11 protein-coding genes are annotated in these 13,908 nt (G+C 42.2%); 6 read left to right on the plus strand and 5 right to left on the minus strand.

All coding sequences use genetic code 11. The annotated features are described in order from the left end of the window. Positions 1–126: 126 nt before the first annotated feature. Positions 127–2,763 (minus strand): M1 family metallopeptidase, encoded by a 2,637-nt coding sequence (locus IM322_RS11360; protein ID WP_287675258.1) that lies wholly within the window; start codon positions 2,761–2,763, stop codon positions 127–129. A 4-nt stretch (positions 2,764–2,767) separates the two neighbouring features. Here IM322_RS11360 and IM322_RS11365 point away from each other — a divergent pair, with 4 nt between their 5' ends. Next, the gene (locus tag IM322_RS11365; protein WP_287077979.1) at positions 2,768–3,205 is read left to right on the plus strand and encodes a DUF4079 domain-containing protein; all 438 of its coding nucleotides are present in this window, start codon (positions 2,768–2,770) and stop codon (positions 3,203–3,205) included. A 102-nt stretch (positions 3,206–3,307) separates the two neighbouring features. Continuing rightward, positions 3,308–4,399 (plus strand): CobW family GTP-binding protein, encoded by a 1,092-nt coding sequence (locus IM322_RS11370; protein ID WP_287675259.1) that lies wholly within the window; start codon positions 3,308–3,310, stop codon positions 4,397–4,399. A gap of 302 nt (positions 4,400–4,701) precedes the next feature. On the opposite strand, the gene IM322_RS11375 is transcribed toward IM322_RS11370, so the two are convergent. After that, positions 4,702–5,622, minus strand: coding sequence for a metal ABC transporter solute-binding protein, Zn/Mn family (locus IM322_RS11375; protein ID WP_287675260.1), 921 nt, complete (start codon positions 5,620–5,622; stop codon positions 4,702–4,704). A gap of 134 nt (positions 5,623–5,756) precedes the next feature. On the opposite strand from IM322_RS11375, the gene thrS reads away from it, so the two are divergent. After that, positions 5,757–7,556: a threonine--tRNA ligase gene (gene thrS, locus IM322_RS11380; RefSeq protein WP_287675261.1), complete on the plus strand. Its 1,800-nt coding sequence runs from the start codon at positions 5,757–5,759 to the stop codon at positions 7,554–7,556. Positions 7,557–7,642: 86 nt separating this feature from the next. Here the strand turns inward: thrS and IM322_RS11385 are convergent, their stop codons facing one another. Next, positions 7,643–7,939 (minus strand): DUF7219 family protein, encoded by a 297-nt coding sequence (locus IM322_RS11385; RefSeq protein WP_286824323.1) that lies wholly within the window; start codon positions 7,937–7,939, stop codon positions 7,643–7,645. A gap of 337 nt (positions 7,940–8,276) precedes the next feature. Here IM322_RS11385 and purC point away from each other — a divergent pair, with 337 nt between their 5' ends. Both purC and coaE read left to right on the plus strand, forming a co-directional pair. Then, entirely contained in the window at positions 8,277–9,002 is a 726-nt protein-coding gene (gene purC, locus IM322_RS11390) for a phosphoribosylaminoimidazolesuccinocarboxamide synthase (protein WP_287675262.1), read from the plus strand. Between the two features lie 12 nt (positions 9,003–9,014). Beyond that, the gene (gene coaE / locus IM322_RS11395) at positions 9,015–9,596 is read left to right on the plus strand and encodes a dephospho-CoA kinase (RefSeq protein WP_287675263.1); all 582 of its coding nucleotides are present in this window, start codon (positions 9,015–9,017) and stop codon (positions 9,594–9,596) included. Between the two features lie 9 nt (positions 9,597–9,605). Here coaE and IM322_RS11400 read toward each other — a convergent pair whose 3' ends face one another. Together IM322_RS11400 and IM322_RS11405 are read right to left on the minus strand one after the other, a co-directional pair. Then, entirely contained in the window at positions 9,606–10,436 is an 831-nt protein-coding gene (locus IM322_RS11400; RefSeq protein ID WP_002756500.1) for an energy-coupling factor transporter transmembrane component T family protein, read from the minus strand. Between the two features lie 213 nt (positions 10,437–10,649). Beyond that, positions 10,650–12,818, minus strand: coding sequence for a lytic transglycosylase domain-containing protein (locus IM322_RS11405; RefSeq protein WP_287675265.1), 2,169 nt, complete (start codon positions 12,816–12,818; stop codon positions 10,650–10,652). Between the two features lie 210 nt (positions 12,819–13,028). On the opposite strand from IM322_RS11405, the gene cysC reads away from it, so the two are divergent. After that, positions 13,029–13,574 (plus strand): adenylyl-sulfate kinase, encoded by a 546-nt coding sequence (gene cysC, locus IM322_RS11410; RefSeq protein WP_287675266.1) that lies wholly within the window; start codon positions 13,029–13,031, stop codon positions 13,572–13,574. Positions 13,575–13,908: the final 334 nt, after the last annotated feature.

A 13,908-nucleotide genomic window follows, 5' to 3' on the forward strand; every position in this document is an offset into this window, starting at 1 on the left:
ATAACTGATAACTGATAACTGATAACTGATAACTGATAACTGATAACTGATAACTGATAACTGATAACTGATAACTGATAACTGATAACTGATAACTGATAACTGATAACTGATAACTCAGGTTAACTAACTATTTTTCGCCTCTAATTTGGTCAAACGACTTTTAAGTTCCTGATTTTCCTGTTTCATTTTTTCTAATTCCTCGCGAATTTCCTGAATTGCTTTCTCGGAACCTAATTTTTTCTGGACTTTTTGTACTGCTTCCTCCGCTACACGACGCACGCGACCATCGGGAGTTCGATCGCTCAAAGCTTGTAAAATAACGATAGCTTTGGCATTTTCTATCTGTCCTAAAGCGTTACACACTGCCACCTGCGTCAAGAAAAAAGTTTCCTTGGCAATGGTTTCTAAACGTTCCAAAATTACGGTTAATTTATCCGTGGTTTGTCCCGAAGAAATCGCTCCCAGGGCGCGGATAGCTCCTAATCTCAGGGGTTGAGGCGTGCCTAAAGCCGTGTAGGTCAAAATTGACTCCAAAGCCGCCGGCGAGGTTTTTAACTGGCTTAAACCGCCAATTGCGCCCGCTCTTACTACCTCATTCCACCCCTTTCTTGACTGTAAAATATGATTGAGTAGGTCAATAATTTCCCCTTCTTGATCTTGCAATTGTCCCACGGCCATAGAGCCTAATCCTCGCGCCGTGGCCGCTTCCACATAATAACTAGCATCTCCGGCTTCTAATAGGGATTTAAGCGCGTTATAACTATCTAAGGTTTTAATTTCACTTAATCCCTCGACAATTGCCCGACGTACTTGTGCTTTTTCATCGTTTAAACCTTTAATTAAAGCAGTAACCGCTTGATCTAAACCAAGAGTTGCTAACTGTTTGGCCACCTCCACACGCACACCCCAAAAAGGCTCATTTTCTAGGGATGTCCCTAAAGCTTCGATCGCTTCTAAACCGCCTTTTTTAGCAATGGCAATGGCTGCATAGATACGGGAAATTGGATCGGGATCCTGTTGTAATTGCGCTTTTAATTCGCCGATAGGATACTCAAGAGTGACGGTTTTGAGGAAATTATTACCCCGATCGAACTTGACAAAATCGGGCTTTTGTGCTAGGGGAAAATAGAAACTTTGTTCTTTTTGGTGAATCCGCAGATTGTAGGTAAGATCGTCAGAGTTGAGATAGGCAAAAGCGACGGGAATTTTCAAGTCGAATAGTTCTTTTTCATCCTGGGTTTGGGTGACAGTTAATTGGGCTAAATTATTCTGATTGTCCCAACTGTAGGCCACCTTATAATCGGGATGACCACCGCGATAAACGTACTGATCAAAGAGGAATAATAAATTGTACCCGGTCGCTTTTTCGATCGCCCTTAATAAGTCCACAGTTTCCACGGTTTTATGAGCATTATCCCGCACAAAAGTCTGAATCGCTTTTCCGAATAAATCTTCCCCTAAAATAGAGCGGATCATGTGATAAACACAAGCACCTTTTTCGTAGAGATGACGATCATAAAGTTCGATCGCTTCTCGATAAACATGAGTAACAATCGGACGACGATAGCGGGAAGTATCTTCTTCTAAATAACTTCTTGCTTCCCCTAATAAATAATAACTAGCAGCAGCTTTTCCGTATTCCGATTCTGTCCATAAAACCTCAGAATAGGAAGCCATTCCCTCTTTAATCCAAGCGTGAGACCAGTGTTTAATCACCACTAAATCACCGAACCATTGATGAGCTAATTCATGGGCAACTAAGCTTTCTGTCCAAGTATGATCAATACTTGCTCTTTGATCGATCAAACAGCGATCGGTTAAAATTGTGGTGGAAGTATTTTCCATCCCACCAAAAATAAAATCATCTACGCAAACTTGTGCGTATTTAGGATAGGGATAGGGATAACCAAACGTTTGGCTAAAAAACTCGATCATGCGGGGAGTTTTACCCATACTTCTTTGTCCCTCTTCTTCCCGTCCTTTTTCCACATAATAAGTGACAGGAACACCATTCCATGAGTCGCGTAATTCAGCAAAATCTCCCACCGCAAGAGTCATTAAATAGGTAGGATGAATTTGCTTTTGTGACCAGTGATAAATTCTGTCTTCACCAACGTTTTCCACCGAGATTAATTCCCCGTTAGAAATAGCGATATAGGGTTGGGGAATTTTCACCCGAATTTCGGAAGTGGCTAACTGTCCGGGATAATCAAAACAGGGAAACCAAAAGCGAGAATCTTCATCTTCTCCCTGGGTCCAAACTTGCATCGGTTTATCGGGATAATATTCGTCGGGTCCGATAAAATATAATCCCCGTTGTGGTTGCTTAACCTGATAGTTAATCGTGAGGAGAATCGGTTTATCGGTAGTGGGTTGTAGCAGATGAATAGTCAGGAGAGAACGATCATAGTCAAAGGGTTGACTGATATCTTCAATGAACACAGAATTAATATTTAGATCCACCGCATCCAGAGTTAAACTGCTAATTCCCTGACGAATGGGGGTGAGGGTAATCTGACAGCTGCCCTGAAAACTTTGCTGAGGAATATCAATAATTAAATCGAGAAAAATATGATTAACTTGTCCGGGTCGATCGGGGTTATAATGGGGTTTAGCCCCGGGTAACTCAAAGGGTTGACGCTGATTATTTTCCGTGTCGATGGTGAGATGAGACATATTAGCCCTAACTTGCTGATTTTTGTCCGGTAAACTTAAATTAACACGATCGGTCGTCCCTTTCCTTGCTAATAATAATCCCACCCCTATGAATCTCCCTTCCTTTCTCTGGTTATGGAAAATTGCCGCTTGGTCGATGGGATTTGCTCTCTTTGCCTATTTTTTATTAGCGGTTTCGGGGGTAAACATGGGTTATCGACGACTCGCGGGCCAATCTCGACCGAAATGGTTAAGATCCTTTCATCTGGTCAGCGGCCTGATCATGGTTGCTTTGGTCTTAATTCTGCTGGGAATCGGATTAGTGGGAACAATCGGTCATTATGGCAGTTTAGGCCACTCTTCCCACCTGATAGCGGGTTTATCGGTGGTTTTTCTGGTTTTTGTTTCGGCAATTAGCGGCCTGAACATTACAACTCGTCCACCTCTAGCGCGGTCTCTCCACATCGGCACTAATCTTTTATTGTTTCTGGGTTTTCTTTTTGTTACCCTAACAGGATGGGATGTGGTCCAAAAATATCTACAATAAAAATAGTCGGCGATCGAGTGGAGACTGTTTGATCGAGAAAAACTAGCTATCTCATCCCGAAAAATCGCTTTTTAGTGACAGAATACTCACCCCCAAATCATTATGCAAACCGTCGAATCACAAGCTATTAACACGATGTCAGTGCCAAAACAAGGTCTTCCAGTAACAATTATTACTGGGTTTCTTGGTAGTGGTAAGACTACTCTCCTCAATCATATTCTCAGTAATCAACAGGGATTAAAAACTGCTGTTCTTGTCAATGAATTCGGTGAAATCGGTATCGATAACGAACTGATTATCAGCAGTGATGACAGCATGGTAGAATTAAATAATGGCTGTATTTGCTGCACGATTAACGAGGATTTGATTCAAGCAGTTTATAAAGTTCTCGAACGTCCCGAAAAAATCGATTATTTAGTCGTAGAAACCACGGGATTAGCCGATCCTTTACCGGTAGCTTTAACCTTTTTAGGTACAGAATTACGGGAAATGACCCGTTTAGATTCCATTGTCACTATGGTGGATTGTGCCAATTTTAGTCTCGATTTATTCAACTCGCAAGCGGCCTTAAGTCAAATCACCTACGGTGATATTATTGTTCTCAATAAAACCGATCTAGTGGATGAAGCGGATGTGGATTCTTTAGAAATAAGAATCCGGGACATGAAGCAAGGAGCGAGAATTCTTCGTACTAGCAAAAGTCAGGTTCCTTTACCCTTAATTCTCAGCGTCGGACTATTTGAATCGGATAAATATTTCGACACAGAAGAAGAACACCACGACCATGATCACCACGACCACGATCACGACCACTGCGATCATGATCACGACCACGATCATGATCACGATCATCACGACCATTCCAATCATTTAGAGGTGGATGGATTTACTTCTATTTCCTTTGCTAGTGACCAACCTTTTTCGATTCGGAAGTTCCAATATTTCCTCGATAATCAGTTACCAGAAAGCGTTTTCCGCGCTAAGGGTATTCTCTGGTTTGATGAAAGTCCTAAACGTCATATTTTTCACCTCAGTGGCAAACGTTTTACTCTCGAAGATGACGAATGGAAAGGTACTCCCAAAAATCAGCTAGTTCTTATCGGTCAAAATCTCGATCATGAAACCCTAAAAGAACAGATTAACAGTTGTCTCATTTTACCTGCTGTCAATCGCGGTAAAGGATTTGGGAAATAAACCCCGCTTTGTAAATCTACTAAGTTGGGATTTTTAAGGGGAAACTCTCTGCTAAAGTCGGGCGTTACTTTCGATTTTTTCCCTCAATCCAAGCTTTTGGGGGGTTCTACCCCCCAAACCCCCCGTTGGGGGCGTGGCGCCGCCCCCAAACCCCCCGCGCATTAGCTTTTCGGTGGGATGCTTACAGGCAGCTGCTGATCCATTTGTCATCATCTAAAAGTCACCGATAATTGCTGATTGTCGGTATTTCTGCCTTCCTAACTCCTGACTCTAAGGACAATTTTTTGATTTTTACAAGAGGTCTATTGACCTTCTTGAGGTACTTTTCCTCCTAAAGATTCCACGATCGAGCGAGTATTTTCCCTGAGCATTTTTACATAACTATCCCCCCCAGTACCCACCGCACCGATCGAATCAGAATATAATTGTTGTGGTGCTAATTTTACCCCCGCTTCTTCGGCTACAGTGGTAATTAAAGTGGGATTAATAGTCGTCTCGGCAAAGATAGCAGGAACCTGGAGATTTTTAATAGCATCGGCTAAATTTTTCACCGTTTGGGCGCTAGGTTGTTCTTCGGTACTAATGCCAATTAAAGTTCCTGCAACTTTTAAACCGTAGGCATGAGCATAATACTGAAAAGCGTCATGAGTGGTGACTAATTGCCTTTGGGAAGGGGGGATAGTTTCAATAGCCGCAGTAATCCAGCGATCAAGATTTTCTAATTCCCTGATTAATTGGGCGGCATTTTCAGTAAAAATTTCTTTATCTTCTGGACTTAATTCAATCAATTGATCTCGGATTTTCTCCACCATGATTATACCATTTTTCGCCGAACCCCAAACGTGGGGATCGGGGACTTTCTGCCCCTCTTTTTCCAGTTGTAAAGGCTTAATTGCTTCTCCCACGGCCACTTTTTTAGCTTTAACTGCCGTAGAATTGATCATTTTAATTAACCCCGGTTCGAGGTTATAACCGTTATAGAGAATTAAATCGGCTTTTTCTAAAGCCACACTATCGGCGGGAACCGGTTCATAAACGTGAGGATCATCCCCCGGTTTTAAAATGTCTTGATGGTCAATTTCTTCACCGCCCACTCGTGCGGTTAAATCGGCGATAATTGTGCTAGTGGAGATTACCTTTGGTTTTTGGTTATCGGTGGTATTAACCGCGGCATTACAAGCAACCAATCCCAAAAATAAACAGGATAAAATTAGTTTTTTCATCAGAAAATAGAGATGAGGGGTTAGAGGTTAGAGATGAGGGGAAATGGCATTGATATCTATCTTGATTTTTTTCCTGACTAAAGACTCCTTTTACTATTAAAATAGAGAATAGAGAAGGTGTAAATTCAAGAGATATGGATAACCAAGCCCCGATTAAACTACCGAAAACCAGCGAATCCGACCACCTCAAGCGAATTCGTCACACCACCTCCCATGTTATGGCCATGGCGGTGCAGAAATTATTCCCGAAAGCCCAAGTTACTATCGGGCCTTGGACTGAAACTGGATTTTACTACGATTTTGATGTGCCGGAACCTTTTACCGATAAGGATCTCAAGGACATCAAAAAAGAGATGGTCAAAATTATCAATAAAAAACTGCCGGTGATGCGCGAGGAAGTTTCTCGGGAAGAGGCGGAAAAGCGCATTAAAGCGATTAATGAAGCCTATAAGCTGGAAATTCTGGCGGGAATTCAAGAACCCATCACCCTCTATCATCTTGGTGACGCTTGGTGGGATTTGTGCGCCGGTCCGCACCTAGATAATACAAGTGAACTAGACCCAAAAGCGATCGAATTAGAGACGGTAGCGGGTGCTTATTGGCGTGGGGATGAGAATAAAGCCCAATTACAGCGCATTTACGGCACAGCTTGGGAAAATCCCCAACAATTAGCCGAATACAAGCGCCGCAAACAAGAAGCCCTCAAACGCGACCATCGGAAATTAGGCAAAGAATTAGGTTTATTTATTTTCTCTGATTCTGTCGGGCCGGGGTTGCCTTTATGGACACCCAAAGGAACTTTAATTCGTTCTTTGTTAGAAGATTTTCTCAAAAAAGAACAGTTAAAACGCGGTTATTTACCCGTAGTTACTCCCCATATTGCTCGCGTCGATTTGTTTAAAATTTCCGGTCACTGGCAAAAGTACAAAGAAGATATGTTTCCCATGATGGCAGACGATGAGGAATCTGCTAGTAAGGAAATAGGATTTGTGCTCAAACCGATGAACTGTCCTTTTCATATTCAAATCTATAAAAGTGATTTGAGATCCTATCGGGAATTGCCGATGCGTTTGGCAGAATTCGGTACAGTTTATCGTTACGAACAATCGGGAGAATTGGGAGGATTGACTAGAGTTCGCGGTTTTACCGTGGATGATTCCCATTTGTTTGTCACTCCCGAACAATTAGACAAGGAATTTTTAAGCGTTGTTGATTTAATTTTGACGGTGTTTAAGAGTTTACAATTAAAGAATTTTAAGGCGCGATTGAGTTTTCGTGACCCCGAATCGGATAAGTATATCGGTTCCGATGAAGCTTGGGAAAAGGCAGAATCAGCGATTAGAAAAGCGGTGCAAACTTTGGGGATGGATTATTTTGAAGCCCCCGGAGAAGCGGCTTTTTATGGTCCAAAATTAGACTTTATTTTCCAAGATGCCCTCGAAAGAGAATGGCAGTTAGGAACGGTACAGGTAGATTATAATTTACCTGAACGTTTTGAACTAGAATACGTTGCCGAAGATGGTAATCGTAAACGTCCGGTGATGATTCATCGCGCCCCTTTTGGTTCTTTGGAACGTTTAATCGGTATTTTAATCGAAGAATACGCGGGAGATTTTCCTCTTTGGTTAGCCCCTGTCCAGATACGATTATTACCGGTTAGTGATAGTCAATTGGATTACGCTAAAGAGGTGACAGCGAAAATGCAGTTGTTAGGAATTCGCGTCGAAACCGATACCAGTGGCGAACGTTTGGCTAAAATGATTCGCAATGCTGAAACCGAAAAAATCCCCGTGATGGCAGTGGTGGGGGCCAAAGAAATGGAAACTAATAGTTTAAGTATTCGCACCCGTGCCACGGGCGATTTAGGAGTAATTAGCGTCGAGGAAGTGGTGGCAAAATTAGAAAATGCCATCCAAAATCACGGTAATTTTTAAGCGTTTGCTTATCTAATTGTATGGGGCAGAAAATATTTCTGTCCCAGCATTTTTGATAAAGCGAGGAGATTTTTCCTGATTATCCTTTAGGCATCATCATCTTTTTGAAAGGGATTTTCCCCAATGCCTAGGCCTTTTTTGCTCTGTTTTAAGTCTTTCCAGAGGGCTTTAATTTTTTCGTAGGCTTCTAGAGAACTGATTTTGCCCCCCGTTTCCAGATTACAAATAAAACTGATCTTTTGGGCAAATTCCTGTAAATTAGCGTTAAATAGCAAGTTTTCTGGCTTAAATTCTCCATAGTAGGGGGCGCGAGGATAAAGAAAATTCTCCTTGCGGCGATCGGGGAGATTCGGGTTATCATCGTTAGGAGGATTCTGACTCATAGGGCGACGGCGGGTAATTTTGCGGAATTTCTTTAGATTTTTCGGTAATGGTAATGGGAGATAATATCAATTGTTGGATATCATTGAGGATTTAAGTAAAAACTTGGCTGATTCGCCAAAAATTGACCACTTAAATCGTGACACTTTTTGGTTATAGGTTAAGGTTCGGTCGCAAAATGTTGACAGTTATCTTTAAGCAGCAATTATACATTATTTTTTTCAACGATCATCTACCCAATGATATATATTTTTTGTCTAGGTTGATCGCCAAAATTTGCTGCTGCCGCTATCTGATTAACCATCGATTTTCGTTTATCAATTGCCGAGGATGATAACTATGGAAAAACTCTATGAAGGTAAGGCCAAAATTCTCTATCAAACCGATGATCCCGATATTCTCCTCACTTATTACAAAGATGATGCCACCGCTTTTAATGCCCAAAAACGCGGGCAAATTGTCGGTAAAGGGGAAATTAACTGTACTATCTCCACTGCCCTATTTCAATGGTTAGAATCCCTAGGAATACCTACCCATTATATCGATCGCCCTAGTTCTAGGGAAATGCGCGTCAAGGCGATTAAAATCATTCCCTTGGAAGTAGTAGTCAGAAATATCGCCGCCGGGAGTTTGTGCAAGCAAACGGGATTAGAGGAGGGGAAAGTTTTACCTTTTCCTCTTGTAGAATTTTACCTCAAGGATGACGCTTTGGGCGATCCTTTGTTAACAATCGATCGCATAAAAGTGATCGATATTGCCAGGGAGGATCAAGTCAATCAGTTACGAGATTTAGCCCTGCGAATTAATCAATATCTGCAAGAATTTTTCGATAAGTGCCAGATTATTCTCGTCGATTTCAAGTTAGAATTTGGAGTTGATAAAACGGGCAAAATTTATCTAGGTGATGAAATTAGCCCCGATACCTGTCGTCTCTGGGATAAAACCCAAGAGGATGCCCAAGCGCGCATTCTCGATAAGGATCGTTTTCGTCGCGATTTAGGAGATGTGGAAACTGCCTATCAACAAGTACAAACAAGAGTTTTACAACAGATAGAGAGTTTATAAATTTAGGGTGCTATGTCGAGAAGAATTATCGGGTTGACAGGGGGAATAGCTTCTGGTAAATCCACGGTTTCTAATTATTTAGAAAATATCTACAAAATTCCCGTCCTTGATGCGGATATTTATGCCCGGGAAGCAGTGGAAAAAGGTTCGGCAATTTTAGAGAGAATTTTTCAGCGTTATGGCAGAAAAGTTAAAACTGAGGATAATTCCCTTAATCGCCAACAGTTAGGAGAGATTATTTTTAATAATCCCGAGGAAAAAATCTGGTTAGAAAGTCAGATTCATCCCTACGTTAGAGAATGTTTTAAGCGGCATTTAGAGCAGTTAGAAGTCCCGATAGTTGTTTTTTCTGTTCCTTTATTATTGGAAGCCAAACTAACCCATTTAGTCACAGAGATTTGGGTGGTTTTCTGCGGTTTAGAGCAACAAATTGAACGCTTAATGACTAGAAATAACTTAAGCAGAGAACAAGCGATCGCTCGGATTAATAATCAAATGCCTTTAGCCGAAAAAATTGCCTTAGCTGATATTGTTTTGGACAATTCCGGGGATTTAGAAGCTTTATATACCCAGATCGATCGAGCTATACAATAGGGATTAATTTTAAAACAACCAGGCAAATTTTCCCACCCCGAATTTTACATAGAGAATAATTGCCAAAACCAATAAAAATAGAAAGCCAATAATTAATAAATAGTCTTTATTGGTTAAGATTGATTCCTGTAAAAATGTGCGATCAGGATCACCAGAGAAAGCTTTAGCTTGTAGAACTACCTCTAATTTTTGCGATTTAGCCATAGCGTTTAAAATTAAAGGTACAGCGATAGAAGCGTAAATTTTTCCTTTTTGTAACCAACCCATTTTTTCTATTGCTAATCCTCGTAATCTTTGAGCAGAAATAATCGATCGAGATTCTTCTACTAGGAGAGGAAATAAGCGCAGGGTAGAGGAAAAGATAAAGACTATTTTGTAAGGAATTCTGGCTTTAGTTAAACTCACCATCATCTGATTTATATCAGTGGTAAAAATAGCGAGGGGAATAATTAAAACCATGGTGAGAGTTTTAAAGATCACATTTAAACCGTAGAGGGTTCCCTCCACAGTCATTTGAGCAGAACCGACAGTTAATAAGGGAGTTAATTCAGGTTTTCCCGTTAAAGCTTTTACCTGTTCCACATTAAAAAATCCCATGGTAATTAATAAGAATAGATAAAAAGGAGCCATGAATTTTAAAATGGTGAGGAGATAAGACCATTTTACCCCGGCCCAGAGACAAGCTAAAGCGACAATAAGAGTTAGTAAACCACCAGCGAGCGGACTTTCCCAGGTAAAAGCGATGAGAGTAACCACGATCATCATGGTTAATTTTGTCCGAAAATCTAAGCGAGTAAAAGGAGAATCTCGATCGACGGTTTGCCAGTTAAATGATTGCATAATTAGGGTTTGCAGCAAAAAGTTTGTTGGTGGGGTTAGGAGTCAGGAGTCTCCGAGTCAGGAGTCGGTCGTCAGTAGCCAGAACGTAGGTTGGGTTGAAGCATGAAACCCAACGCCCGCATGGGTTACGAAGTGCGCTAACCCATCCTACAAATAATTGTGCCTCCCTACTTACTTAAGGGAATGAGTTAATTACCCATCCCCATCAATTCCCTAGGAAGGGTTAGCAATTCTGCTCATTTGCTCTTGAATTTCAGGGTTATAAATCTGGAGATAATTCCAATAATTACCAAACACCGATTCTATATAACCCTTAGTTTCTCTAAAGGGAATATTCTCGACAAATTCATCGGGATCGCTAAAATCAAAACGCTGTCTCCACTTGGAAACTGCCCCAGGTCCGGCGTTATAACTAGCCACGGCAAAAAGTGAATTTCCGGCGAATTTGCCATGGGTATAATCCAGATACCATGTCCCCATCATAATGTTATCTTCGGGATTAGTTAAAGAATAACTTTTATTGCCAGTATTACCTGCGATATATTTACCCGTATCGGGCATAATTTGCATTAATCCCACTGCCCCCACAGGAGAACGAATTTCTTTTTCAAAGCGGGATTCTTGCCGGATTAAAGCTGTCACTAGCAGGGGATTTAATTGTCTATCTTTTGACCATTGCAGGATGGTATCGTAGTAGGGGAAAGGGAATAAAGCGTGCCAGTATTTATCATTTTGTCGCAGCAGTTTCCAGGCTTTCTTTTCCTCCGGGGTATCTCTTTCTCGCAAGCGCCAAATCAGGTTAATTCCTTCTAAATTTTGATTGCGAGAGAGTTTATAGACACCGAGGTTAAATTGTTCGTCAACGGTTAAATTCCAAGGATCGACAATTTCTGCTTGGAAGAGATTCCAAGCGTCCGTATCTTCACCAATTCGATATAATTCCTTGAAAGCTTCCGAACCAGCGGGGGGAGCGTTACGAGTGGCGGGTTTGACGGTGGTAGGGTTATAGGAGCGGACAGTGGTAAAATCCCCCACGTCCCAACCTAATAAAACCGCCGAGCGCCAAGCATAATAGGAATGGGGATGACGAGAAATAGTGTAGGTAAAAGCTTGTTTTGCTTCTTGGTTTTTGCCGAGTTTTTGCGCCCATTTTCCCACCCAAAAGGCCGCTTTCGGGGCAATTTGACTATCGGGATTATTAACCGCAATTGGCTGCGCCCACTGCCACGCCTTGGCGTAATCACCGGATTTAGCGGCTCTTTGGGCCATTAACCAGCGATAATCGGCGGCTTCGTCGGATTTTGGGTATTTATTTAATAGAGTCTGCCATGTTTGACTAGCGGCCTGGGCATTAGTTGATTCCAGTAATTTGGCTTTCGCTTCCAAAGCTTCCGGGGCGCGATCGGGAAATTGCTTGACAATGCGATCGAGATATGCTATAGCATCGCGGTTAGGAGAAATTTGGGCGAGTCGCAGTAATCCTAAACCGGTTTCTGAGGCTTGGGGATAGGTTTTAATTAATTTTTGGTAAGCGGTGCGAGCTTCTGGCAGTTTTTTGGCAATTTGTAGCCCGCGGGCGTAACGATAGGCTTGTTCGGGGCTAGGAGTGGCTTTAGCGTAGGCTTTATAGGCCTTTTCGTACAATCCCGACTGCCAATAACCGGCCCCAATAATTGCCCAATCCGCCGGAGTTAACTGCTCGGCGTAGTCTTTCACCAAACGATCGCGGGCCTGATTGAGGGTAGGATCAAAAGGATTAGCCTTGGCTAACTGCAACCATAAGGGAAATTGATCGGGATTTTCTTGAAGACGTTGGCGAATTAAAGCCAAAGTGAGGGGGTGTCGGGGGTATTCCTTGAGCAATTTCTCATGATAACTGGGGTCGTATTTGCCCAAAGAGTAGTAAGCTTCCGCCACTACGGGCGATTGGGGATAGGTTGCCAGTAATTTTTGCCAAATTTCTTGCGCTCTTTCACTATCGTTGCTTAATTCGTGGGCGCGTCCCTGTTTGAGGAGAATCTGGGGAGCGAGGACAGGATATTGTTTTTCTAAGCCTTCTAATTGTTTTAAAGCCGGACCCCCTTCATATTTTCTCAATAAATCCATGGCCAGGAGATAGCGGGCGCGACTACGATCTAAAGAGGGTGCGTTGGCATCGGCAACATCTTTTAACTTGACATCTCGCTCGGTTTGTGGTAAGGAAACGCTATCAACCACGGCAGAGGGTTGGTTAGCATCTTGGCTAGGAAGCGACGCACTATTGCGATCGAGCCAAGCGAGAATTTTCGGGTGAAAGAGAAAGAGACTGGTGAGAGTAAAAAGCGCAACCCCAGAACCTAGTCCAAGAATGAGCGGGGTGTGAGGGGGGAATTTCTTAAACATTACCTTATTCAAGACAGTAACTCAACATACATTATCAGTGATCGTGGTGACAGGTTGTTTGTTTCAATCAGGTTGGGGGGTTGTTCAGTTATCAGTAAGCAGTAATCAGTAATCAGTGAACTGAAAACTCCCATCTGATAACTGGTAACTGATCACTGATCACTGAGATATGGTACGCTAAACAGGATTTAAGTATTATTAATGATTGCTATGAAACAAGGCGGCGTGACGGTTTGGTTAACGGGATTGAGTGGTGCGGGGAAAAGCACGATTACCGAGGCATTACAGGCAAAATTAATCGCTGAAGGTTATTCCATTGAAGTTCTCGATGGCGATATAGTACGGACGAACCTCACCAAGGGTTTAGGATTTAGTAAAGAGGATCGCGATGAAAATATCCGTCGCATTGGTTTTGTGTCTAATTTGCTCACCCGTCACGGTGTGATTGTCCTAGTTTCGGCTATTTCTCCCTATCGTGAGATTCGCGAGGAAGTACGGGGAAAAATCGGCAATTTTGTCGAAGTTTTCGTGAATGCTCCCTTAAACGTCTGTGAGGCGCGCGATGTGAAAGGATTATATAAAAGAGCGCGTGCTGGCGAAATCAAGTCTTTTACGGGAATTGATGATCCCTATGAACCACCTTTTAACCCAGAAGTGGAATGCCGCACCGATTTAGAGACTTTAGAGGAAAGTGTCGCCAAAGTCTGGAACAAATTGACGGAATTAGGCTACATTCATCAAGCTGTGGCGGTTTAATCGCAGCATAACTTTGTATTGTTGGAAAATATCGTAGGGACGTGGACTACAAACGTCTCTACATCCTGATTAACCGCTTAAGCAAATTTGTTAGTTAATCTCCTTTTCTTCAGTACCTAAGCAAAGTTAATTAGGGTTTGCGGCAAAAAGTTTTTCTTGGGGGTAGGGTGTGGGGTGTGGGGTGTGGGGTGTGGGGTTTTACCGATTTTCAGGTGGTCAACTACCTAATTTTCAGGGAAAAAGTACCTGAATTTTCCCCCTGATCACTCCCAGTCCGGTACTTTTTGATTGACAAAAAGTCTAAAAGTCTTACCCAACAAGGTTTTTAGATTTA

This window comes from Microcystis sp. M109S1, assembly GCF_020247025.1.
Lineage (GTDB): Bacteria > Cyanobacteriota > Cyanobacteriia > Cyanobacteriales > Microcystaceae > Microcystis.